The organism is Patescibacteria group bacterium (assembly GCA_028715115.1).
Lineage (GTDB): Bacteria > Patescibacteriota > Patescibacteriia > UBA2591 > UBA4787 > JAQUSN01.
Genome location: JAQUSN010000001.1, coordinates 60561 through 85851 on the forward strand (window position 1 = coordinate 60561; position 25291 = coordinate 85851).

Below are 25291 nucleotides of genomic sequence, written 5' to 3' on the forward strand. Positions count from 1 at the left end.
CTTTAAGAATTATAATTTGTATTCGGCAACTGGCGGAAATTTATCTATAGCTCAGAACCTATAAGTTACTCTGCCCTTGGTTAAATCGTATGGACTCATCTCTATTCTCACTCTATCTCCCAATAAAATCCTAATCTGATTCATTCTTAAACGCCCAGACAAATAAGCCAGAATTTCTCGGCTATCGTCTAGTTTGACTTTAAAAGTCGTGGACGGCAGCACTTCTTCGACTACACCCTCGACTTCTAAAAAATCTTGTTTTTTTCCCATACGTAGTAAAAGAAAACAATGTTTAATTATTATAATGGAAAGCTAAATTATGTCAAGTCTAATTTTAATTCTTTCCCCAGAGGCTGGCAACCTGGCCTTCTGGCTCCAGGAGTTGATTATTTTTGAGCTTTGTAAGTTGGGTAGAGTTCGCAAATAATCCTTTGCTTCGTCAACCGTCTTGTTCACTAATTGATTTTTTATTTTCGCAAAATCATAAACGGGAATTACCTCATTAGTGACAAAAAATGTTACTATCGCCGTCTCTTTCACTGGATCAAAGGCCGTAACCTGAGAACTATAAATAACGAATTTATCCTTTAACGGCGCCCGATCTCCATATGTGGTGTCGATTAGCTTCTGTTTGAATAAGGCATCCAAATCAGACAAACGGCAGGTTAAAAGTCGATTAGTCTGCGGGTCAAATAGCTTGTCACTCAAAAAATATCTTCTAGTATTAATCTTTTGACCGCGGACAACTATACCGGGGACAGTGTCCAGCTGATAAATACCTTCTTTTATAGAAGAGTCTATTCTAACTAATTGTTCCGCACCATACGGCTCTCTGTTCACCCGTAAAATAACCTGCGCTGAAGGTAAAAAAAATAAACCCGCCACTATTAAAAGGATAACAAATAATCCCAAAAAAACAAGGGCGATAAAACGATGGTGCTGAAATTGCGTTTCCGATTTAATGGCCTTATTAAGCATAATTAGATTATCTCCACCTCTTCTTTTATTTTAATTTTAAATTTTTTAAAAACCGCTAATTTGGCCAGCTTAATCATCCTCAAAACATCCCTAGCCTTGCCTTGACCTAAATTTACTATGAAATTGGCATGCTTGGGACTAATCTGGATTTGCCCGATTTTTTTACCCTTAAGACCAGATTTATCTATTAGCCAAGCCGCGGGAATGAGACCAGTTTTAGTGATATTAACAAGCTCTGGATATTTTTTAAGTAAGGGCTGATGTTTTCTCGAAAAGGTAATATTTTTAAAAATACAACCGGCGCTGGGCTCGCAAGGCTGGCCAGATCTTTTGAATAAAATTTCGTGAATTTGTTTTTTGATTAAATTCTTATCGCCCCCTTTAAGCTCTATCTCTACCTCTAAAACAATAAGCAAACGATTTTGTTTAAAAATACTATCTCGATAAGAAAACCTGCACTCTTTATTGGAAAAATTTTTTTTCGCTAATTTAGGATCAATAATTAAAACTCTTTTTACCACGTCGGCCATCGAACCGCCAAAAGCGCCAGCATTACCGCGAATCGCTCCGCCCACCGTGCCCGGGATCCCGGCCGCCCACTCTAAACCGCTTAATCCGTTTTTAGCCGCCAAGCTTACTAATTGCGCCAAAGGCATATTAGCGCCAACTGATAATTTTTTGCCCGATATTTTATTTTCGTTTAATTTAATCTTAATTACCAAGCCGTTAAATCCTTTATCAGGAACCAATAAATTGCTTCCACCGCCCAAAATAAAATGTTTTAATTTGTTTTTCTTGGCCCATTTAAGGGCGTTAATCAGTTCATTGGCTGATTTTGCCAGAAAAAAATATTTGGCCGGTCCGCCAATTTTAAAAGTAGTATAATGTTTTAAATCGACGTTTTGATTAATCTTTAGATTGGCCATTCAAACAAAAAATTGTTTAGTTATTAAATTATAGCGAAAATTTTTAAAAAATCAAATCCTTTATCCACAAGAAATTGGGACTATTGGCAAAATTAAAATTTAGCATATAATCAAGAAGGATACTTAACATTAAAAACCATATTTATGGACCATCCTTCAACCGTTCAAAAAATCGAGGGAAACGGCATTAGCTGGATTAACGTCTCTAAGATCGGTTCAGAAGAAATGAAGTATTTGGAAAAAACTTTTAATTTCCGTCCACTTCATTTAGCTGATTGTTTTTCACCGCTACAACGCCCTAAGGTTAATCTTCAAAATGATTACTTGTTTATGGTGTTGCTTTTCCCTGTTTATCGGCGCAAGACCAGGGAAATTATCACGGCCGAATTAGACGTTTTTATTGGTAAAGATTACTTGGTCACAGCTCATAATAATGACTTGTCTCCGTTGATTAATTTGTTTAACCTCTGCCAAATCAACGAAAACCAACGGCAAAAATATTTTAAAAATAATCCAACCTTCCTAATTTACGAAGTCCTTAATCGCCTTTGCTGTTATTGCCAACCGATTTTAGATGACATGCAACTGGCCACGGCCAGTATTGAAGAGCATATTTTCCGCGGCTATGAACGCCGCATGGTCAGGGAAATTCTAATCGTTAAAAGAAACATAATTAATTTAAGACAAATCACGCGAGTTCATGAATCTGTTTTAAGCCAATTCGTCACTAAAGGAGAAAAGTTCTTGGATTTTAGCGGTATTAAAGCTAATTTTTTAGAACTTATCGAAAGTACCGGCGACATGTGGAATCTTCTAGAAAACCTTTATCAAAATATCGAAGCCTTAGAAGAAACCAACAACTCTCTCGTTTCTTTTCGGCTTAACGATATCGTAAAAATTTTAACCACCATTTCCGTTCTAGCCCTGCCAATTACAATCGTTACCAGCCTTTTCAGCATGAATATCCATCATAGTCCGCTTATCGATTATCCGGCCGCTTTCTGGATCTTAATCAGCGGCATGATTATACTTTTCGCCTTCTTGCTTTTTTACGTTAAAAGAAAAAAATGGATTTAATATGCAACTATTTAATACTTTAACTAGAAAAAAAGAAGAATTTACTCCCATCAAACCGCCTTACGTCGGTATGTATACTTGCGGACCGACGGTTTATAATTTTGCTCACATCGGCAATTTACGCGCCTATCTTTTTGAAGACTTATTGAAAAAAACCTTATCTTACAACGGCTATCAAGTTCACCATGTAATGAATATTACCGACGTTGGCCACCTGATCTCTGATTCAGATGCTGGCGAAGACAAAATCGAAAAAGCCGCGAGCGAAAAAAAACAAAGCCCACAAGCAATTGCCGAATTTTACACCAAGGCTTTTCAAAAAAATCTGTGCGACTTAAACATTGCCGACCCCGATATTTGGTGTAAGGCTACCGAACACATCCAAGAGCAAGTCGAATTAATAAAAAGACTAGAAAAAAATGATTATACTTATATTGGATTAAGCGGAAATGTTTATTTCAATGCCTGCAAATTTAAAAATTACGGCGACTTGGCTAAATTAAATCTGGAAGAACAGAAAGCTGGCGCGCGAACGGAGATAGATTCAGAAAAAAAACATCCACACGATTTTGTCTTGTGGTTTTCGGTCAACGGTTCAAAGTTTAAAAACCACTTATTAAAATGGCCATCGCCCTGGGGTGAAGGTTGGCCCGGTTGGCACATTGAATGTAGTGCCATGAGCATGAAATATTTAGGTGAACAGTTTGACATCCACTGCGGCGGGATTGATCATATACCCGTTCATCATACTAATGAAATAGCGCAGAGCGAAGCGGCTACTGGCAAAAAATGGGTTAATTATTGGCTACATAACGAATTTCTTTTGCTAGATAAAGAAAAAATGGCCAAATCAGCCGGCGGATTTATTACCCTGGAAAACCTAATAAACAAGGGCTTTAATCCACTGGCGTATCGTTATTTATGTTTAACTGCTCATTATCGTTCACAGCTAAATTTTTCTTGGCAATCTTTGGAAGGAGCGCAAAATGCCTTGAACAAACTTTACCAAACTATCGCCAATTTTGATAAGGCCAATGGCGTTGATCCGGAATATAAAAAAGAATTTGTGGAAGCGATTAGCGACGATCTTGATTCGCCCAAAGCCGTGGCCCTGGCCTGGGAATTACTGAAAAGCGATTTGCCCGAAGAGATTAAACTGGGCACATTATTTGATTTTGATAAAGTTTTAAGTTTAGATTTAGAAAAAAAATGGCGCGAAACTAAAAACATTCCTCAAGAAATAAAAGATTTAGCCAAAGAACGAGAAAACGCTCGCGCAAATAAAGACTGGGCTAGGTCTGATGACTTGCGAAAAAAAATACAAGAACTCGGTTACTCGGTTGAAGACACGCCTGACGGCAACTTGGTCAAAAAGATGAACCAATAAAAACGCATATTTTCTCGGCCGAGAAAATATGCGTCATAATATAAAAACAGCTCTCAGAATTACGGGAGCTGTTTTTTATATTTTAAAAAATTATTTAGAAATAGCCTGAAAAACCAGGTTTTTTATTTTCTTATTTTTGAATTTCATTTTTTTGACAATATTTTGGCCCTTTTTTGATAACCGAAAGTACATAAAAGCGATCTTCTTTAATGCTCTTTCTTGCCCGTTTCTTTTTAAAACCGACGGAATATTGTAAGCAAAAAAGGCTAAACTATCGGCATTTTTTAAAATGTCGGTGTTTCGATCTCCTCCAACTTCATGTTTCTTAATCAAAGCTACAGCATCTTTAATCAAAAATGATTGATAATGATGTTTTTTAATAAATCAGCGGTAATTTTGGCTGATCGCAGGGCATGAGCCTTTTTGAATTGATTAATCTTTGAATAATCTTTAAGATCCCTCTCTGTAATTCCCGTAACCGCTCGCTCGATATCGTGTGTAATGGCCGCTATTTTAAGTGCGTCATTGGCTTTCGGGTTTAATTTTAAAACATATTTTAAAACCAAACGAGAATGCATAACCTCAAAATCAATTGGTGATTTAACTAAATTTTTTTCTACTTCTTTTCTAAATGAATTAAATTTTTTAATATCCATAATCTATTTTTTATTTAGAATCAACGCAAATACAGCGGCGAGTAAAGCCAATAAATTCAGCGAAGCAATCATACTAATACCAGTGCGATAACCGTCAACAACAAGTAAGAGCACCCCCAAAGCATAACCAGCCACGAATAAATTTTGTAGATTATGATTTTTCTTTAAAAGCATTACTAATTGATAAAGCCAGGCCAAAACAATGATCACTAAACCAATAGTTGTCATAAATTTAAAATTAACTAATTAGATACCGACAATTTTAGCAAATCCAAAAATTTATTCAAGTTTAAAATTTAGCCAAGCGATACCAACGCATTGATAGAGCGTTTAGAACCACGCTTACCGAAGAAAAAGCCATAGCTGCCGCGGCCAGAGCTGGATTTAAAAGCCAGCCGGTTATAGGGTATAATATGCCAGCGGCCACGGGTATAGTAATCGTATTATAAAACATAGCCCAAAACAAATTTTGTTTAATTTTTCTAAGCGTATAGCGCGATAAACTCATAGCTCTCAACACGTCTTTCAAGTCATCCTTAATTAAAACTATCTCGCCCGTTTCTAGCGCTACGTCCGTACCAGAACCCAGGGCAATGCCCAAGTCTGCTTGCGCTAAGGCCGGCGCATCGTTTATCCCATCGCCGACCATGGCAACGACAAATCCTTGATCTTGAAGCTTTTTTATTTCTAAAGATTTATCTTGCGGTAAAACTTCGGCCAATATATTATCAATGCCTAATTTTTGGCCAATTGCCCCAGCTGTTAATTGGTTGTCTCCGGTAATCATCGCTATCTTTATGTTTTGTTTTTTTAAAGCAGCGACTACATTATTGGCGCTCGGTTTTAATTCGTCAGCCAACAAAATAACTCCTACTATGCCTTGTTCTTGCGTTACAAATAAATACGTGCCTATGGAATTTAACTTGTTAACAAAAGAATTATCTAGCCCAACTAATAATTTCTTATTACCAAGCATGATTTTTTTATTTTTATTATCAAAGCCAATAATTCCTTGCCCTTCGATTTCTTGAAAATCTTTCACGGGGAATGTCTCTATCTTTTTTTCTTGAGAGTAAAGAGCAACAGCTTGCGATAACGGGTGATTAGAATTTTTCGCTAAAGAAGCAGCTATTTGAATAATTTCTTTCTCATTAAAACCAAGCGACGGATTAATGACAACTTCCTGCACTTCGGGCTCGCCTTTAGTTAAGGTTCCTGTTTTATCAAAAACAACAAAATTAACTCTGCGACTAATTTCCAGCGCCTTGGCGCTTTTAATTAAAATGCCATTTTTCGCCGCCAAGCCTGTCCCCATCATTACAGCCGTCGGCGTAGCCAGGCCTAGGGCGCAAGGGCAGGCAATAACCAAAACTGCGACAAAAACCGTTAAAGCAAAAGACAAAGGATAACCTATAATTAGCCAAATAAATAAGGCTAATAATGCAACTCCAATAACTGCTGGCACAAAATAAAAAGAAATTTTATCGGCCAAAAGCTGAATGGGCGCCTTAGAGCCCATGGCTTGTTCGACAACTTTAATAATCTGGGCCAACATTGTGTCTTGACCTATCTTAGTAGCCCGAAATTTTAAAATGCCATTTTTATTAATCGTGGCGCCAATAATAGTGTCTCCTGCTTTTTTTTCTACTGGCAAACTTTCGCCAGTAATCATTTTTTCGTCGACACTCGAAGCTCCTTCGATAATTATCCCATCAGCCGGAACCCTTTCCCCCGGTCGAACCAATATAATGTCGTCTAATTTTATTTGATCAATAGAAACTATTTGCTCTTGATACTCACCATTAATTAAAATTAACTTGGTTGCTTCTTTTGGCTGTAAACCGATTAAATTTTTAATGGCTTGGCTGGTCTTGCCTTTGGTTAAATTTTCTAAATAATCTCCTAGGGCGATAAAAACTAAAATAAAAACGGCACTTTCAAAATATATCTCAACCGATTTGTTCGTTAATCGGCCAAAAATAAATAATAAAGCAACAACCATACTGTATAAATAAGCCGCGCTAGTGCCCAAGGCGATTAAAGAATCCATGTCGGGCCTCCGGCGCCACAAACCCAAAAACCCGGAACGATAAATTCTTCGATTAATGATAATAATTAAGGTTGCTAAAACCATTTCTATTAATAGCTCGACGGCCATTGAAAGCGGTAACCGCGGAAGGCCAAACATCATGCCCATAGTTAAATAAAGAATCGGTAAACTTAAAATTAATGAACCGATAAAGACATTTTTCAATTTTTTATTATTTTGCGCTTGCAGATGATCGGTATGGATAGACACCCCAACTTCATGTTCTATCGCCCGATAACCAAGGGTGGCAATTAAATCCTTAATTAATTGCGCATTGCTTTGATTTGGCTCAAATTCTACTAAGACCGTTTCTTGGGCAAAATTAACACTCACCGATTTTATGCCAGCCTGCCGGCCTAAAAACTGCTCAATATTAACCGCGCAGGAAGCGCAGTGCATGCCAATAATTTTAAATATTTTTTTCATATAGATTATTTGGTTGTCTTGGCAGGATATTCTTTAAAAATACCAGCCGACAATAACTGGTCAACCGAGGTTTGCTGCGGATCGTATTTAACTTCAAAACGATTAGGCAAACTAAAATAAATAGTTCCCACTCCTTTTATTTTTTGTAATTCGCTAATAATCAAAGAGCTATGTCCCGAACAAGGAATATCTACCTGAAGAATTACCGAATTGCTTTGAGCTAAAACCTGGCCGTTTTGGTTAACATTGGCTACTAACGGAAAAACAACTAAAAATAATAATAAATTAATGCCAATGGTAGTACCATAAAGGGTCAATAAGTATTTCCATTTTCTTTTAATACCTAAGCGCGAAGCTGCCTTATGGCGCCTAAGATAAAACACGGCCGATAGAGTAGCGAAAACCAAAGACAGACCGATTAGGATGTAGAAAAAATATCGATTAAGCAATAACGCTCGAAAAACTGAAGTAAAAATTGTCACGCCCAGCACAGAAAAAATAATAAAAATCAAACATGGAATATGAGGGAAGGCCCCGAAAAGAGCTCCCTGCCAAAAACCTTTTTTGTTTGAATTTGGCTCTTGGCAACAATTATTATGTATATTCATAAAATTTTTATTAAAAAATTAACAATTATGATTTGTAGTAAAAATTGTCAATAATTCTTTGATCATTTTCTTGCGCGCCTGCTCATTGTTACTTTTAATGACTGTGGTAACACAAGTATTAAGATGATTAGCTAGAATAATATCATTTACTTTTCTTAGGGCGGCAATGACAGCTAAATTTTGTTTAATAACATTTATGCAATAAACATCATCGGCAACCATCTGCCGGACACCCTCTAGGTGTCCTTTTAAATAATTCATGCGGTTTAGAACTTGTTTTTTAATGATGCTTTTCATAGATTAATAATTAAATTTTAATTTTTATTTTTATTCATACCCCCTGGGGGTGGGTCTATTATATAACTAAAAATAAAATAGGCAACGTTTGCCTGTGGATAAACTAAACAAAACTATATTAATTATTCGGAACAATTATTACAAAAACTGGCTGATTGCATTTCCCGACAAATATGGCATATTTCTTTGGCGTTTAAAGCGCGATTATAAATGCGCATATCATCAACAAGGCCGTTCGCATAATAACTTGAACCAAATTTCCCCGTTAGAAACTTTGATGGGCCACTCGCCAATGCGCCAGATGCCGCCGTGGGTGCTCCCGAAGCCCCATTTACATAAGCAGTTAAAAACGATCCATCCCAAACCATAACAATATGAGAGAATACAGTAGTGTCGGAAATTGAAGCAGTGGCATTTTTACTAACACCGTCCACATTAACCGTGGTGAGTATTGATGATCCCGCCTTTGGAATAAGAAATAAATTATAGCCTCCACTTCCATTAATAGCTGCAGCTATCAGATGATGTGTGCTATTTGTGCCGCCAGAGTCTCTAAGTCGTTTCCACCATACACTTACCGTAAACGCAGAGGGCGTAGAAATAGCGCTACTCGCCTGCACGTAATTTTTGTTGGTCCCGTCAAAGTTCAAACAGCCACCAGAACCGCACCCCGAAATTTGCCAAGTCGGTGGTGTAGCGCTTAATGTTCCGTTATTGCCCGAACCCGAGTCATCCACTGTCGTTGCTCCGGCTCCACCCGTCCCCTCTTCAAAATTCCACCAGCCCAATAAACTAGAATAATTTGGATCAAGATTTGAAAGTCCGCTTGATGGCCAAACAGACTTGTAGGCAGAAAGAAGAATGGAAGAAAAACTAGAATAAGCTTCAAAGAATTGAGGATAGAGGCCTCCGTCGCCCTGAGAAGAGGTATAGCTAGAAGATGACTCTAATTTAGCAGCTATTCTGAAATTTGTGCCATCTGAGTTATATAGATAACACTGCTGATTAGGTAGAGGGTCATTAGGAATATTAGGTATTTGGGCTAAAAGGTTGGTACACCAGGCCGGAGGAGAATCAGCCACGCAAGTAGACAGACAAGCAGTAGCAGTGGGATTAGGATAGGCGCTGTTAGTGGCATAGGCTAATTCCAAGGCATTGGCAATCTGTTTAAGATCTGCCATGCGTCTCGCGTCCCTAGACTTAGCTCGAGCAGCGCTAAAGCCGGGAACCGCAAAGGCCACCAAAAGACCGATAATAGCCACGACAATGAGTAATTCAACGAGAGTAAAGGAGTGTCGAGAAAAATCAGATTTTTCTAAACTTAACATAGATATTAAATATTTTATTTCTTCAGAGCCATGGTGGTTTTAATGACCGTGTCTGGATTAAGAGAGATGGAATCAATCCCTTCTTTGACTAAAAATTTAGCAAAATCAGGAAAGTCCGACGGCGCTTGTCCGCAAATACCAACTTTGCGCTTATATTGATGGGCGATTTTTATTAACTGACGGATTAAAATTTTAACTGCCTCATTTTTTTCATTAGCAATGTGTGAAATTATCCCTGAATCGCGATCAAGCCCTAACGTCAACTGAGCCAGATCATTAGAGCCGATCGAAAACCCGTCAAAAATCTTACTAAACTCTTCGGCTAAAATTATATTTGACGGAATTTCTGCCATCACATAAACCTTAAGCGGTTTTAGTCCTGCTTTCTGCTTTTTTAACCCATGAGCGTTAATAATCGAAATAACTTTTTGGCCCTCTTCAATCGTTCGACAAAACGGCACCATGGCGATAACGTTGTCTAACCCGAAAATTTCGCGAACTTTTTTAATCGCCCGGCATTCAAGATCAAAGGCTGCTTTAAATTTTTGATCATAATATCTTGAAGCGCCGCGCCAACCAATCATCGGATTCTGCTCAACTGGTTCAAATAATTTTCCGCCAATTAAGTTGGCATATTCATTGCTCTTGAAATCAGAAAAGCGAACGATCACGTCTTTGGGATAAAACGCAGCAGCAATACGGCCAATGCCTTCGGCTAATTTGTCGACGTAAAATTGAGTTTTATTGCTATAGCCAGCCGTAATTTGCTTGACTTGTTTTTTAACCGAGGCTGGCATTTTAGAAAAATTAAGCAAAGCCAGCGGATGAATACCGATATAATTATTAATAATAAATTCTTCTCTGGCTAATCCAACACCGTCACTCGGAATAAAAGAAAAATTAAAGGCCTGATCTGGTTCGCCCACATTCATCATAATTTTAACTTTTGGCCGATATAAACCCTTAAGAGAGGTTTTTTTAATTGTAAAGGGCAAAATTCCTTGGTAGATGATTCCTCGCTCGCCCTCAGCGCAACTAACTGTTACTTTTTGTCCAGAACGCAAAATTTGAGTCGCCTTAGTGCTGCCAACCACACAAGGAACACCAAGTTCGCGCGACACAATTGCCGCATGACAAGTCCGACCGCCTTCGTCAGTGATAATCGCCTTAGCCATTTTCATAACCGGCACCCAATCTGGATCGGTCATCTTGGTCACTAAAATTTGCCCTGGCTTAAACTGTTCGATTTCTTTGACGTTCTTTATTACCCTGATTTCGCCCTGACCGATTTTTGAACCAATGGCAATGCCTTCTAATAAAACTTTTTTATTTTTTGCGGATTTGTCAAAAACATATTCTTCCAAAACGTTAACGTTTTTCTTGGATTGGACCGTCTCTGGCCGGGCCTGAATAATATATAAACTTTTATCATGGCCATCTTTTGCCCATTCGATATCCATCGGCCGGCCATAGTGTTTTTCTATGGTTATTGAATAACGAGCTAGTTCTAAAATTTCTGAATCAGTGAGAGTAAATTTTTGCCTTTTATCAATAGGTGTCGTTAAATTTTTAGTCGGCCGACCTGATGCTTTATTGTAAATCATGGTCACTTCTTTGCTGCCCAATTTCCTTTTAATAATTGGCTGATAGCCCTTTGTTAATAACGGTTCGTAAACCATAAATTCATCAGGCGTAACGCGCCCCTTAACAATATTCTCGCCCAGGCCCCAAGAAGAATTAATTACGGTCACGTCGGCAAAGCCAGATTCTGTATCGCAAGAAAACATCACGCCAGAATAGGCCAGGTCAGAGCGAACCATTTTTTGCACGCCAACCGATAACGCGGTTTTAAGATGATCAAATCCTTGTTCCACGCGATAGACAATTGCTCGGTCGGTAAATAACGAAGCAATGCAAAGACGAACTGCCTTTAGAACTTCTCCTTCTCCGGAAATATTCAAATAAGATTCTTGGGCTCCGGCAAAAGAGGCGCCCGGCAAGTCTTCGGCCGTAGCCGAACTACGCACGGCGACATCCAAATTTTCCGTATCATATTTTTTTGATAACTGCCGATAATATTTTAAAACTTCTTTGGTTAATTTTTCTGGCAAAGGAGTGGCAGAAATCATCTGGCGGATGGTTTTGCCTCGATAGGCCAAATCTTTCAAATTTTTTATATCGAGGCCGGTTAGTGCTTTTTTTATTTTTTTATCTAAACCGGTTTGTGCTAAAAAATATCGATAAGCCTCGGCAGTTGTCGCGAATCCGTCTGGCACTCGCAAACCATGTTTAGTTAATTGCGTAAACATTTCTCCAAGAGATGCATTTTTACCGCCCACCCTAGAGATGTCCTTAATTCTTAGATTCTTAAATGGTAAAACAAAATCTTTTGACATATTTAATCCAAATTAATTTTTTTAGATAAAAAACTAAGCAACGGCAATTTCCATTTTTTACCAGCTAGCGCGGCAAAAAATCCAATAACAGAAAATATTAAACAAAGAAACCAGCCCAAAATACCAATTATCCAACCAAAAATCGGGAAAACGAAAATAAAAGTAAAAATGATTTCAGCAATTAAAAGGGCCAAACCTTGGCGTAAATGATGCTTAATAAAATCGCTGCGTTGTTTTAACCCGAAGGGGATAATAACTAAAACGCCCAAATAAGAAATCGCGACCCAAAGAACATCTCGACCGCTTACTTTTACTTTGTTGGTTGTTTCGGTCATAAAAATAATGATTACGAATTAATGAAATACAACATATCTTATTATAGCAGTCTTCTTTTAAAAAAACAATATTTCATTGACAAAAATTTACTTTTATATATCATATAAATACGCGTCTCTAGTGGTTGTAATAACTTAAGGAGAGCAAATGGCGCGAAAAGCAACACCAACAAAACGAGTCCCGCCAATGGCCGGCTGCCAGAAGGTCAGCTTCGTCAGCAGCAGCGGTACCAACTGGGAAGACCTGTTCAAAGAAGGAGGGATGATCTTGTCCCTTCATCGCCCAGGAAGACGTGCCTCGGCCGCCCTTCGCCTGGTAAGCGTCCTCGACATCCCTCGCACTCAAGCGCCGATTATCGTAGTCCTGAGACCGGCGAACGAAACCGAGGACACGCTTATTCCCGGCTTTGTCTGGCCGGCATTTCCTTCGCAAGGATCAGACGGACCCATCCGCATCAAGGGGTGCCTGCTCGTCCCAGACAACTACACAGACAAACTCAACCTCTAGGCGTACACCGATCAGACAAGGAGGACCAGTCCAGCGTGTATCCATTCTAGCCCGCCGCAGCTTATCTGCGGCGGGCCTTATTATTTAAAAAAATATCAATCTTGACAAATCACTAAAATTTTGCTACAATTACAATATAAGCACACAAACCAAAGGAGGAATGCCGTGAGAAAAACGCTTGTGGCCGTAAGCCTCGTCTGCCTTCTGACCGTCCCGACCTTCGGGTTCGACGTGGTCAAATTGACCATGTGCAGCGGTCAACCGGCCAACTTCAAGGCTGCCACTACCCTGTTCGGACCGCTGATGGCCAGGATCGGCATCCCGATCCCAGCCAAGCCTATGTCCATCAACTTGGGTCTTGGAGCCATGTTCCGGATCCAAATGAACCAGAACAGCGTCTTGAGTCTCAATCCGCTCATCGCTATGACGGTGAGCGATACCTCGCAGGGCCCAACGCCCTACGTACCGCTCATCTCATCAGACAACGTCTTGAGCCTCTGCCTCGGCAAGACAACCGGGCCAGAGTTCGAAACAAAGTTCGCGGCCGACTACTGCCTGACCGCAGCGCCGGGCGATCCCAAGATCGTTCCCTCCGGATATCTCTTCGGACTCCAACGACTCAACGGCTGAGCCGTTGGCGCACAAGCCGACGCTAAGTACAAGAAAGGATTGACGTTGTACGCCGGACCGCGAGCCGATCGGATCATCGGCAAGTTCAGGCTCTACTTCGCCTGGGAACGGCTCATTACCGCGCCCAGCGCGCCCACGCCCCCAAGTCAATGGACATGGAAGGCGGAAGGCAAGTACAGCTTCTGAACTAAGACCTCATCTTCACAGAGGGCGTCGCAAGACGCCCTTTAATTTTATTAAAACAAAAACGGGTTATAAAAACCCGTTTTTGCAAAAATTTTAATAATCTTTAATATTCTCCGCCAGGCAAGCCCATAGACGGCGCCGCATGATTATGTTTATCTTGTTTTTCGGGCAAATCAGTAACCACGGCTTCAGTAGTTAAAAGCAAGCCGGCAATCGAAGCAGCATTCTGTAAAGCAGTGCGGGTTACTTTGGCCGGATCAATAATACCGGCTACCACTAAATCCTCGAATTTATTTGAGGCGGCATTATAACCGAAATTACCCTTTTCTTGTTTTATTTTCTGCACTACCTCGCCCTCGTCTTCATAACCAGCATTATGCGCAATTTGCTTAATTGGCTCTTCTAGGGCTAACCTTAAAATATCTATACCCAGTTTTTCTTCTCCTTCAAGCATAAGCGTATCAAGAACCGGCAAACAGCGAATCAAGGCTACTCCGCCGCCGACCACAATTCCTTCGGCCACGGCTGCTTTGGTTGCATGCACAGCGTCTTCAACTTTAAATTTCATTTCTTTCATTTCGGTTTCTGTCGCCGCGCCAACTTTAATCACGGCTACTCCACCGGATAGCTTTGCCAGACGCTCTTGAAATTTTTCCCGATCAAAATCAGAAGTTGTTTTTTCTATTTCTTTTTTTAAATGACTAACGCGATCTTTAAGCGCTTGCTGATCGCCCTTACCCTCGACGATAGTTGTGTTGTCTTTGGTGGAAATAATTCGGCGGGCCTGGCCCAAATCTTCAATTCTAACTGATTCTAATTTTAAACCTAAATCTTCAGTAATAACCTTTCCGCCGGTTAAAATGGCAATATCTTGCAACATTTCTTTTTTGTTATCGCCAAAACCAGGCGCCTTAACTGCTAAAACATTAAATACGCCTCTTAGTTTATTTAAAACTAAGGTGGTCAAAGCTTCTCCTTCAACCTCATCAGCAAAAATAACTAATTCTTTCTTGCCGGCTTGCAACATTTTTTCTAAAAGCGGAACAATTTCATTAATAGCCGAAATTTTTTTGTCAGTAATGAGAATTAATGGATCGTTATATTCTGAAACCATTTTTTCAGTATTGGTAATCATATAGGGCGAGATATAGCCCCGGTCAAACTGCATGCCCTCGGTCACTTCCAGGGACATTTCAAAAGATTGTGAATCTTCCACGGTGATTACTCCATCTTTACCGACCTTGGCCATGGCTTGGGAAATAATTTTACCGATATTAACGTCACTAGCTGAAATAGAAGCCACTTGTTCGATTTCTTCTGGGGTGGAAACCGGTTTAGCAATTTTTTCTTTTAATTCTTTAACTACTGCGGCCACACCCTTTTCAATCCCACGGCGAATTAGTATGGGGTTAGAGCCAGCCGTGACGCTTTTTAGGCCTTGGCTGAAAATCGCTTGCGCCAAAACTACAGCTGTGGTCGTACCATCTCCTGCCACATCATTAGTTTTCGAGGCCGCCTCTTGTAATAGTTGCGCTCCGGCATTTTCGAATCTATCCTCAAGCTCAATTTCTTTGGCTACGGTCACGCCATCGTTAGTAATGGTCGGCGAACCATAACCCTTATCTAGGGCTATGTTGCGACCCTTGGGGCCTAAGGTAATTTTTACGGCCGCGGCTAATTTATCAATGCCGCGCTTCATGGCCGTACGAGCCTCTTCGTTAAATAAAATTTGTTTTGCCATAAATGTTAGAAGTTTACGAGTTATGAAATAATTGCTAAAATTTTGTCTTCGCTAACAATAATAAATTCTTCTTTGTTTATTTTTATTTCTTCGCCGCCATATTTATCGAAAATCACTTTGTCGCCAGGCTTTACGCTCATCGGTGCACGCGAACCATTGTCTAATAATTTACCGGGGCCGACGGCAACAACCTCGCCCTTGTCGGATTTTTCTTCGGCTGTTTGCGGTAAAAAAATGCCAGCTGCGGTTTTTTCGTTCTCTTTGAGCGGCTTAATTAAAACTCTATCATTAATGGGTTGTAGATTTGACATAAAACTTCCTTTTAAAAATTAAATTGGCGTTCATTGCCTATTATTAATTATTATAAACTATTTTAAAACCATGTCTAGGGTTCTGCGTTTATGGCCCTCTTTCTTGACGCTAAAAAATATCGTGCTATAATGAAATAGCTTAAAAATTAATCCTTTATTATTATGACTAAATATCTGGATATTGCTCAAATTATAGTAACCGCCCTGCTTGTTATTTCTGTTTTATTGCAATCTCGCGGCAGCGGTTTATCGTCTCTTCTTGGTGGCGGTGGGGAGTTTTATAGCACTAGGCGCGGCCTGGAAAAAAAGATCTTCATTGCTACTGTTGTTTTGGCTGTCATTTTCTTAGGCTTAGGCGTCGCTCGCTTGCTCATAAGGTAAAGAATATTAAACTCTTTATTGTCTGGGCTCGCTTAATAATAAACACTATGTTTCTTCATGATATAAAATTTCAGCAGAAGCTGATTCAAAATGTTTTTCCGACAAAATGGCCCAAAATTAAACAACTAAAATATCTACCCCGCTTCCTTAGTCGCAAAGAAAAAATAATTATTAGTTCGGCAACGATTTTGGCCATTTTGAGTTTAATCGGATTAGTAGTGGGCACGCCCAACTCGGCGCTGAAAACTGCTCCGCGCAGCGGCGGACAATATACCGAAGGAATGGTGGGCGAACCGCAATACTTAAATCCGATTTTGGCAAAAAACAACGAAGTAGATTTATCATTAACCAGAATTATTTTTTCTGGTTTATTTAAATACGATGAAAATTTAGAAATTGCGCCTGATTTGGTAAAAACCTATAAAATCAGCGAAGATAATCTGCGCTATAAAATAGAGCTGAAAAATAATGCAGTTTGGCAAGATGGTGAACCGCTTAATGCCGATGACATCTTATTTAATATCGCCACGATTCAAGACCCGCAAATAAAAAATCCTTGGAGCCCATATTTTGAAGACGTAAGGGTTAATAAAATAGACGATTATAACATTGAGTTTATCTTAAAAAAACCGAATCAGAGTTTTTTGAAAATTTTAACAGTTGGTCTGATCCCAAAACATATCTGGCAAAATATTCCAGCCAAACAATTTTCTTTGAACGATTATAATATCAAGCCCATCGGCAGCGGCCCGTTTCAATTCAAAAAAATTAGCCGCACCGAAAGTGGATTTGTAAAATCTTATACGCTGGAACGTAATAATAAATTCTACGACCAGAAAGCATATTTAAGCACCTTGGTTTTAAATTTTTATTCAGATTTTGATTCCTTAGCCGAGGCAGTTAAAAAAAGACGGGTTGGCGGCATTAGTTATGTACCTAAATACTTTGAAGAACAATTGGGCCTTACTAGTACTTTTAAAAAATATAATCTGCAACTCCCGCAATACACGGCTATATTTTTCAATGCTAATAGCAACAACGAACTTGCCTCTAAAGCTGTTCGCAAAGCCCTGACCTACGCCACACCAAAAGAAAAAATCTTAAACGAAGTTTTAGTGGGCAACGGCCAAATTGTCGACGGCCCCATCCTGCCTTTGTCGAGCGATTATAACCCGGCTATTACAAAATATAATTATGACGTTGATAAGGCGGCTAAGTTCCTGGAAAATGCCGGCTGGGAAAAGGGAGATGACGAACTTTGGCATCAAAAAGAAAGAACCCTGTCTATAACCCTAACTACGGTTCAACAGCCGGAGCTAGAAAGAGTCGCCCAAATAATACAAGAGTCTTGGCAAACATTGGGAATAAAAACTAAGCTGGTTACTGTGCCGGCCGACGCGATTCAAAGAGATATTATTTCTACCCGGAATTACGAAGCGCTTGTCTTCGGCGTCATCCAAAATTTTGACAGCGACCCCTATCCCCTCTGGCATTCTTCTCAACAAAAAAGCCCTGGACTAAACCTGACCTCTTTTAGTAATGCCAGAGTCGACGAATTATTGATTAAGGCCGAAGAAACACCGTTTCCCGAAGTACGAAAGAAAAAATATTTAGAATTCCAAACAATTATTACTGACGAAGTTCCGGCTATCTTCCTCTATAGCACCTCTTACACTTATTTGGTGGACAAAAATATTAAAGGAATTCATTTAACAAAAATTAACCAACCGGCGGACCGATTTAATGGCATTGCCAACTGGTATATTAAAACCAAAAAAGTGGTAAAATAGAAATAGTGCTCAACGATGCCCACGTGGCGGAATTGGTATACGCGCAGGTCTCAGAAGCCTGGCCCGCAAGGGCATGTCGGTTCGACCCCGACCGTGGGCACCATATTAAAATTTTATATCATTTTATGAGCCGTTTATTTAGCGGTATACAACCAACTGGAGTTATCCATATCGGCAATTATTTAGGCGCTATCAAAAATTGGGTGGCCTTGCAAGAAAAATACGATAGCCTTTTTTGCGTGGTCAACTATCACGCCATGACCGTGCCTTATGACGCCAAAAAAATGCCTCAAATGACTTTAGATTTAGCTATTGATTTAATGGCTTGCGGCATTGACCCATCCGCCAGCCGGCGGACTATTTTATTCGTCCAATCTGACGTGCCAGAAACTACCGAATTAACCTGGATTTTAAACACGGTTACTCCGATTGGTGATTTAAAAAGAATGACACAGTTCAAAGATAAATCAGAAGAACATCCAGAAGCCGTAAACATGGGTTTATTTGATTATCCGGTTCTTATGGCCGCTGATATTTTACTTTATAAGGCCACTGTTGTGCCGGTCGGAGAAGATCAATTACAACACTTGGAACTATCGCGTGAAATCGCCCGCCGATTTAACAATGCTTTTGGTAAAACCTTCGACGAACCTAAGCCGCTTTTAACCAAAGCCGCCCGGCTAATGAGTTTAACCGACCCAACTAAAAAAATGAGCAAATCTATGGGCCCGGAAAGTTATATTGCCATTACCGACAGCCCGGAAGTAATTGAAAAAAAACTGGCCACAGCCGTGACTGATGAAGCCAGAAAAAAAAGAACCGACCCTGGCGCGCCGGAAAAATGCAATATTTATGCTTTACATAAATTTTTCTCTTCTAAAGATGAGATTGATTATATTGCAACTAATTGCCAAAAAGCCAGTATCGGCTGTTTGGATTGTAAAAAGCTTTTAGCCAAAAATATTATTAAAGAACTTGAACCGATACAAAAAAAGCGAGCCGAATTAATTAAAAATCTCAACCAAGTTAAAAAGATTTTAGCTGACGGCGCTATCCGAGCTAGAGCCATAGCTAGGAAAAATATCGAAGAGATAAAAAATAAAACCGGCTTATTCTATTAAACGCAATATATAATATAGCACTATTTATCGATGGCTATTTTATTTTCATCAACTAAAAAACGCATATTTTCTCGACCGAGAAAATATGCGCATAATTAAAATTTAAATAATTAAGTAACATTCTAATTATTTATAAAATTATCTTATGAAGTTATCGATAAACGAAAAAATTTTATGGACAATTTTTAAATACCTCGAAAAAGCTGATCAAGTCACCTCTTCTAAACAATTTCTAAGCATCGCTCGACCTAAAACTGCTTTTTACAACAAAGGGTATGTCGATTACCTATCGATAAAACATCTTACCCAAAAATCTTTACGTAAGAAAAATTTTAGCGCTCTTATCTATCGACTTAAAAGAAGTGGATTTATTAAAACTACTAAAATAAATAATGCCAAGGCTATTATCCTGACTCCGAAGGCTAAAGATAAAATCCTGCAAATCAATTTAAAACAAACCGACATGCAGTGCCGTAAAGATAAAAAATGGCAAATGGTTATCTTCGATATCCCCGAAGAATTTAGAAAAAACCGAGATCGTTTCCGATTATCTTTAAAAATAATGAGTTATCAAAAATTACAGCAAAGTATATGGATTTGTCCCTACGATGTCGCCGAAAAAACCCAACTATCTATTAAATATTTTTCTTTGGAGAATTATGTTAAGTTGCTGTTGGTTGAGGAAATAAAAATATAAAAATCAGTAAATATAGAAAAACGCATATTTTCTCGACCGAGAAAATATGCGTTTTTATTATTATTTATTATCTATTATTTATTATTAATTATGTATTATGTATTATTAATAACTATTACTCTCGACTGTTTATTCTTAACTAACTTTTTTAATTAACCTTAAATTGAGCTCTCCGCAAAACCAAGCCCCCTCACTCTGATAGAGTGAGGGGGTTGGTTGTTAGACTAAGTACTTTTATTGTACTTCTAACTGCGAATCGTTATTCGTACGCTACGATCAAAACGTTAAAGTGTGATTACCTGGACAATGTCTGGTTATCAGTCGGTAAACCGGTAACCAAGTAACCATTGGTCCAATCCATATAAGTTGACTGATAGGTCTCAGCATGGTTAATACCTTTGGCCTTATCAGACCATAAGAAATCAACCGTAGACTGAGTAGAACCATCGTCAAGTTGGGCTAACTCGGTGTCATGATCGCTCAAGCCACCGGTTAGAGGACTGGTATCATTGGAAACTGGCATGCTGGTTAAGACTGAATCGTATTGAGTGGAGTTGGAAACAACGGCCTTCAAGATAAAGCTCTTGGTAGAACCGGCGCCAACTTCTTTCTCGTTAGTTAATTCAATCTGCATGGTCTTAGCAGCGGTGATAGAAATAGCACCGGTGGTAGAGGTAGAAGTACCATTAGACCATGTACCAGCTAAAGCAGTAGACTGATCATCATAATCGTATAATTTCCAGGTGTTAAGAGTAAGAGCTCCACCAGTACCCGCATCATTGGGGGTAACGTAGAAGCTCAACTTCTTGACAGTTAACGCACCAGAGGTACTGGCAGCAACATTGAACTTATAGAGAGTCATCGTGCCATCAGCTAGAATAGTGTTCGAAAGAGCAGTTAAAGTAACGGTTGGTTTGGTGGCTCTTAAGTACATATTATTGCCATAAATATCGCTGGCATTGGTCGGAGCAGATAAGACGGTTTGTGAAGTACCCACAGCTTCGAAAACGTCGGCAGTGGTTCCATCAACACCAATCTTTAAGTTACGACCAGTAGCGTCAATAGTAGAAAGAATGGTAGATAATTTAGCCGAGATCGTTAAGACCTTGGTACCATCGGCCGGAATAGTCCAACCAACGTTGCTGAAGTTAGCATAACCAGAGGTTAACGAACTGGTTTGAGCAGTGCCGCCTTCTGGAGAGATGGTGACAGTGTCAATACTACCATCGTTAGTAGCGGTATTTAATTTAACTCTGAATTTATTAACCACAAATTGCTCGGTCGCAGCCGTGAATTTAATCTTGGCCAAGACAACATTGTCGTTACCGGCTAAGACGATACCAGCCACAGGAGTATTAGCATCCTGAGCAGTGGTTAAAGTACCAGTCGTAGAAACGGTAATGGCGATCTTGTTAGCAGCGGAAGCGGCAATAGCGTTAGCATCACTAGCAGCAGACATATCAATGACATTGCTGTCGCCGTCATAGGCGGTAATATTAGCGCCTAAGACAGAAGTCAAAGTATAAACAGCCGCAGATTGACTGCTAACGTCGAATTTGACGGTTAATTTTTTAGTAGCCGATTTAGTAATATTGACATTTAAATTGTCAAAAGTAACTAAACCGTAATCATGGGTTGATGCCGTATTACTAAGAGTCTTGGTAGATAGCAAAGTAGTGCCATCATACAAATAAATCGAAGTAATGTTAGCATTCGGTGTGGTCACTTCAGTAGCGCCATTGCCAGTCGTTGGTGTGGCGGCAGTGTTAACGTAAACTCTAGCTTGAAGCTGAGTTATTTTAACATCTGAAGCATTGCCAGCAGTCAAATTAACACCCAAAGCTTCAACTTTAGAAGCGCCCTTAACTACAGTTTGAGAAACTGGAGTAGAGGCAGCGCCAACAGTTAAGCTGGAAGCCTGGATGGTTTGATTGTCACCGGTAATGCTAGTAGGAATAACGTCGGCTAATTTGATATAATCGCCCGTATTCACATCGCGGAATTCATAATCAGTAGCCGCGGTGTGTTCAACGGCGAAAACGTCAGCGCGAATATATTCAGTCGGCAAGGTAGCACTAGTACCAACGTCAACAGTAACAGCTAGGTGTCTAGTAACACCAGCAGATAAGTTGAAAACGTCAGTTAAATCCCATCGATTAGTATCGGCATCAGCATTGGCGGTAACGCAGGAATCTGCGTTCACACAATTCGAGGTACTGATTGATTTAGACATAACAGTAGCGCCAGTGTCTAAATCTTTAATTCTTAAATCAGTAATGCCGTTGGTAATAATAAGATTAGTGCCATCGCTTCTTAACACAACTCTTAATTTTTTAACTTCAACATTTCTGCCAGAAGTTAAAGAGAACTTAGTTAAGACAACGTCTTGAAGATTCCTGCCGATATAGCTGGCGGTCGGACCATTGTCAGCTATACTCACCACGCCACCCTGCATAGTTATGCTGCCGACAGAAATGGAAGGACCGCTAACAGCGGCGCCATAACCGGAAATTTTGTCGATAGCAACTAAGTGATCAACATCATCAACCTTAACAGTCAAAGTTTCAGCAACTCGACCAGCTAAGTCGGCTTTAACCGTGAAAATGCGGTTATTGCCCTTGGTAATGGTGAATGGAGTGGCTAAAGTGAAGGTAACAGTATCGTTAGAGGCAACACTAGCCGCAGTGGCTAATAAAGTGCCTTCCTGATATAGCTTCAAGTTAGTAGCTGAGCTACGAGCTAAGCTGCCGCTCAAAGTCAAAACGACTTCCTTAAAGTCAATATCATTGGCTCCGGCAGTTAATTTGAATGAAGCAATCTCAGCTGCCTGAGCGCCAATGGTTGGATTGCTGATGGAAGTACCAGCGGCAACAGTAACAGTGCTACCACCAGTCACACCGATAACGAATTCGTTACCAGAAACTGGTAGGCCGGTTACAGTAGCAGCAGTAGTCACAGTCTTCAAAGAGAAGGCGTGACGACCACCAGTAGTACCAGGATTACTAACAGTACCTCTTAAGCTAATAACTTTAGAGGAATTGGCAGGAATAGAAATATCGAGGGTCGGGAACTCTACATCATTAGTATCAGAACTAATGGTTCGACCGGAAGAAACTAAGCGGACGCCATCGGCGTAAACCGCCATAGAGGTCCAGTCGGTAGTAGCACCAACGCCAGTTCGATGGAAAACTAAACCGGTCACGTTAACTGCGGTCGCACCAGCGGATAAACGAACCTTTAACAGGTCAACGTTGGCCGCGGTAGGAGGTAGAGTGGCGCCAGAAATATATTCGGCGACGCTAGCAGTTAAACCGCCGACAGTAGGAGTACCAACCCAACCAGGGGTTAATAAACCGGATTCGGCGCCGGTAATAGTGGTGCCAGTCGAATAAACTTCAGTATCTCCAATTAAGATGATATTTGAAGTTAAATAACGATTGGCAGTGAAAGCAGCAGTAGAGGCGAAAGGTCTCTTAACGCCGCCGGAGATCAAATAGATCGTACCACCCTCATCGTATCTGACTAAAGAGCCATCTGAATGAGTAGTAGAAGAGGTAATTAAATCTCCTAAAGGATAAGTGAACTTATCCAATAAGTCACTCGGGACCCAAGTAACCTTCAACCAGTTTGGATCCTTGAATAAGGCCTGATAAACGGCAGAAGACACAACGGGTCTAAGTGTTGCACCCTGAACAAAATAAACAGCTTCTTTGGCGTATCCACCAATGCCCGAGCTAGTCCCACGGAAAAGTGAGCCATCGCGGAAAGGCATCGCATTGCCATCACTATAAGCGGCTAAATCAGTAGCAGTTACAGTTTTGACAGTGCTATAGTTTGATGGATATCCCCATGATAAATAAACATTAGCATGAGGGAAAACGCGTTTAGTAGCTCCCTGGATGTAGTAGACAGCTGGAGAACCAGCAACCTTAACTAAATCGCCATCAGAGATGGTCACGGCACTGGCAGTTAAAACACCGCCCATGCTGGAAAGCACTAAAGCAGCGCTAGCACCAAAGTATAACGCTTTCTTTAGGTTTGACATAAGTAAAAACTCTTTTGAGTACAAATCATTTATTTTGAATAGAACAGATAATAACCAATTAAATTATTAGATGTCCTGTCAAATTAACAATCTGCACTATTTAATTAAGTTAGTCCTATCTTAATGGTTTAAACCTTCAAGGGTTAACCCGATTTGAAAGTTTAACTCGTTTTTAAGACTCGACCTTTAATAGTCCGTCCTAATTCGCTCCGTCATCCGTCATCCGTCAATTGACGGAGACGGAGATGGGTGGCGAACGGATTAGGGCTTAACCTTAACCCAATTCAGGTAATTAAAGGAGAAATGGATTAAGATCAGAGGACTTATAATTGGTAGATTATAAAAAATAATATATAAACCAATTGTAATCCTTAAATATTAAAATTAAATTATTTTTCAAAAATGACGTCTCCGTTAAATGTGTTTTCTTTGACGATGTCTATTTTAACCTCGTCAACCGGCTTAATCAACGAGTTATTAGTATTTACGGGTTTTTCGCTGGGCTTAACCACCGGAACGGTGGGGATGATTACCGTATCTAACTGGTTGATAACCGGAGTAGAGGTAGAATTGTCGCCAGTAACCGTTGGATCGGTTGCATCAACTTGACCGGAAACAGCGCTAATCTTATCGGTAATTTCACCGGCCTTGGTTAAAGCTGTATTTAAATCTTTTTTGACCAACGAAGCCTTGGTTTCATCTAAAGATTTTTGTACATCAGACGATAAAATAAGGCCGGCCATAGTTTTGCCGTCTTGAATTGGCAAAGATCCTTGCTCAACCTGTTTAACATTGTCGTCGACTGGGCTATTGGCGTTTAATTCGTTTTTCAAGGTGCTGATATCTGATTTAATGTTAGTGACCGCGGCCACTAAGTTCTTTTCGGCATTGCCGTCAGCGCCACCTTGGATTTGGCGTGCCAAAACTTTTACTTCTTCAACGCGGGTAGTTATTAATTCAGCACGTAAAACATTTTTTTGGTTTTGGTTGGTGGTCATGGCTAACCTAACTTGCTCGGTCAGTCTCTTTACTGTATATAAAGGTTGTCCGGGTAAACTGTTTTTAGCGGCAAAAATTGTTGAGACGCCGGTAAAACAAACAACTCCAAGAAGCACAAAAGTGGCAATAGCTGGACGTAAATTAAAATAAAAAACCGGACCGCTTGATTGGGCTCCCGTATTCTCGGACAAATAAGTCAACAAATGTTGCTTATTGCTATCAGCCCACAAATGGTCTGGCTTTTTATGATTTAATTTTTTTAAGCCTGTTAACAGGCTATAATTATTTGACATAGGCACTTTTTGGGTTTTAACTTACACTAAATAAGACGTAAAAAGGCCAAAAACGTGACAAAAGACCCCGATTAAGGGATCTCTTT

General features: G+C 39.8%; 23 protein-coding genes and 1 tRNA gene. 8 read left to right on the forward strand and 16 right to left on the reverse strand.

The features are described from left to right. Positions 1-51 precede the first annotated feature (51 nt). From infA to murB, 3 genes are read right to left on the reverse strand one after another with little or no spacing between them, the layout of a single operon-like run. On the reverse strand, positions 52-270 hold the full coding sequence (gene infA / locus PHV78_00325; GenBank protein ID MDD5395699.1) for a translation initiation factor IF-1: 219 nt from the start codon (positions 268-270) through the stop codon (positions 52-54). 42 nt (positions 271-312) lie between these two features. Further along, positions 313-978, reverse strand: coding sequence for a hypothetical protein (locus PHV78_00330; GenBank protein ID MDD5395700.1), 666 nt, complete (start codon positions 976-978; stop codon positions 313-315). 2 nt (positions 979-980) lie between these two features. Further along, on the reverse strand, positions 981-1904 hold the full coding sequence (gene murB / locus PHV78_00335; GenBank protein ID MDD5395701.1) for a UDP-N-acetylmuramate dehydrogenase: 924 nt from the start codon (positions 1902-1904) through the stop codon (positions 981-983). 144 nt (positions 1905-2048) lie between these two features. On the opposite strand from murB, the gene PHV78_00340 reads away from it, so the two are divergent. Then, positions 2049-2981, forward strand: a complete 933-nt coding sequence (locus PHV78_00340) for a magnesium transporter CorA family protein (protein MDD5395702.1) — start codon at positions 2049-2051, stop codon at positions 2979-2981. 1 nt (position 2982) lies between these two features. Next, on the forward strand, positions 2983-4368 hold the full coding sequence (cysS, locus tag PHV78_00345) for a cysteine--tRNA ligase (GenBank protein MDD5395703.1): 1386 nt from the start codon (positions 2983-2985) through the stop codon (positions 4366-4368). A gap of 90 nt (positions 4369-4458) precedes the next feature. On the opposite strand, the gene PHV78_00350 is transcribed toward cysS, so the two are convergent. The 9 genes from PHV78_00350 to PHV78_00390 all read right to left on the reverse strand — a co-directional run bounded on the left by PHV78_00350 (position 4459) and on the right by PHV78_00390 (position 12503). Next, positions 4459-4722, reverse strand: a complete 264-nt coding sequence (locus tag PHV78_00350; protein MDD5395704.1) for a hypothetical protein — start codon at positions 4720-4722, stop codon at positions 4459-4461. After that, positions 4719-5024, reverse strand: coding sequence for a hypothetical protein (locus tag PHV78_00355; GenBank protein MDD5395705.1), 306 nt, complete (start codon positions 5022-5024; stop codon positions 4719-4721). The genes PHV78_00350 and PHV78_00355 overlap by 4 nt, the downstream gene beginning before the upstream one ends. Before the next feature lie 3 nt (positions 5025-5027). Then, on the reverse strand, positions 5028-5252 hold the full coding sequence (locus PHV78_00360) for a hypothetical protein (protein ID MDD5395706.1): 225 nt from the start codon (positions 5250-5252) through the stop codon (positions 5028-5030). A gap of 61 nt (positions 5253-5313) precedes the next feature. Next, positions 5314-7539 (reverse strand): heavy metal translocating P-type ATPase, encoded by a 2226-nt coding sequence (locus PHV78_00365; protein ID MDD5395707.1) that lies wholly within the window; start codon positions 7537-7539, stop codon positions 5314-5316. A gap of 5 nt (positions 7540-7544) precedes the next feature. Further along, positions 7545-8147: a hypothetical protein gene (locus PHV78_00370; GenBank protein MDD5395708.1), complete on the reverse strand. Its 603-nt coding sequence runs from the start codon at positions 8145-8147 to the stop codon at positions 7545-7547. 18 nt (positions 8148-8165) lie between these two features. Then, on the reverse strand, positions 8166-8444 hold the full coding sequence (locus PHV78_00375) for a metal-sensitive transcriptional regulator (protein ID MDD5395709.1): 279 nt from the start codon (positions 8442-8444) through the stop codon (positions 8166-8168). A gap of 122 nt (positions 8445-8566) precedes the next feature. Further along, positions 8567-9772, reverse strand: a complete 1206-nt coding sequence (locus PHV78_00380; GenBank protein ID MDD5395710.1) for a prepilin-type N-terminal cleavage/methylation domain-containing protein — start codon at positions 9770-9772, stop codon at positions 8567-8569. Between the two features lie 14 nt (positions 9773-9786). Further along, positions 9787-12168, reverse strand: a complete 2382-nt coding sequence (ppsA, locus tag PHV78_00385; protein ID MDD5395711.1) for a phosphoenolpyruvate synthase — start codon at positions 12166-12168, stop codon at positions 9787-9789. A 2-nt stretch (positions 12169-12170) separates the two neighbouring features. Next, positions 12171-12503 (reverse strand): hypothetical protein, encoded by a 333-nt coding sequence (locus PHV78_00390; protein MDD5395712.1) that lies wholly within the window; start codon positions 12501-12503, stop codon positions 12171-12173. A 673-nt stretch (positions 12504-13176) separates the two neighbouring features. Here PHV78_00390 and PHV78_00395 point away from each other — a divergent pair. After that, the gene (locus tag PHV78_00395; protein MDD5395713.1) at positions 13177-13641 is read left to right on the forward strand and encodes a hypothetical protein; all 465 of its coding nucleotides are present in this window, start codon (positions 13177-13179) and stop codon (positions 13639-13641) included. Positions 13642-13930: 289 nt separating this feature from the next. Here PHV78_00395 and groL read toward each other — a convergent pair whose 3' ends face one another. After that, on the reverse strand, positions 13931-15568 hold the full coding sequence (groL, locus tag PHV78_00400; protein ID MDD5395714.1) for a chaperonin GroEL: 1638 nt from the start codon (positions 15566-15568) through the stop codon (positions 13931-13933). Positions 15569-15588: 20 nt separating this feature from the next. Next, on the reverse strand, positions 15589-15879 hold the full coding sequence (locus PHV78_00405; protein MDD5395715.1) for a co-chaperone GroES: 291 nt from the start codon (positions 15877-15879) through the stop codon (positions 15589-15591). Between the two features lie 162 nt (positions 15880-16041). On the opposite strand from PHV78_00405, the gene secG reads away from it, so the two are divergent. The 5 genes from secG (at position 16042) to PHV78_00430 (ending at position 19868) form a co-directional block, all read left to right on the forward strand. Beyond that, positions 16042-16260, forward strand: coding sequence for a preprotein translocase subunit SecG (gene secG / locus PHV78_00410; protein ID MDD5395716.1), 219 nt, complete (start codon positions 16042-16044; stop codon positions 16258-16260). A gap of 47 nt (positions 16261-16307) precedes the next feature. Further along, entirely contained in the window at positions 16308-18050 is a 1743-nt protein-coding gene (locus PHV78_00415) for an ABC transporter substrate-binding protein (GenBank protein MDD5395717.1), read from the forward strand. A 17-nt stretch (positions 18051-18067) separates the two neighbouring features. After that, positions 18068-18153, forward strand: a tRNA-Leu gene (locus tag PHV78_00420). Between the two features lie 22 nt (positions 18154-18175). Further along, positions 18176-19171 (forward strand): tryptophan--tRNA ligase, encoded by a 996-nt coding sequence (trpS, locus tag PHV78_00425; protein ID MDD5395718.1) that lies wholly within the window; start codon positions 18176-18178, stop codon positions 19169-19171. A gap of 145 nt (positions 19172-19316) precedes the next feature. Next, positions 19317-19868 (forward strand): hypothetical protein, encoded by a 552-nt coding sequence (locus PHV78_00430; GenBank protein MDD5395719.1) that lies wholly within the window; start codon positions 19317-19319, stop codon positions 19866-19868. A gap of 295 nt (positions 19869-20163) precedes the next feature. On the opposite strand, the gene PHV78_00435 is transcribed toward PHV78_00430, so the two are convergent. Together PHV78_00435 and PHV78_00440 are read right to left on the reverse strand one after the other, a co-directional pair. After that, positions 20164-23913: a hypothetical protein gene (locus PHV78_00435; protein MDD5395720.1), complete on the reverse strand. Its 3750-nt coding sequence runs from the start codon at positions 23911-23913 to the stop codon at positions 20164-20166. A 389-nt stretch (positions 23914-24302) separates the two neighbouring features. After that, entirely contained in the window at positions 24303-25205 is a 903-nt protein-coding gene (locus PHV78_00440) for a DUF5667 domain-containing protein (protein MDD5395721.1), read from the reverse strand. Positions 25206-25291: the final 86 nt, after the last annotated feature.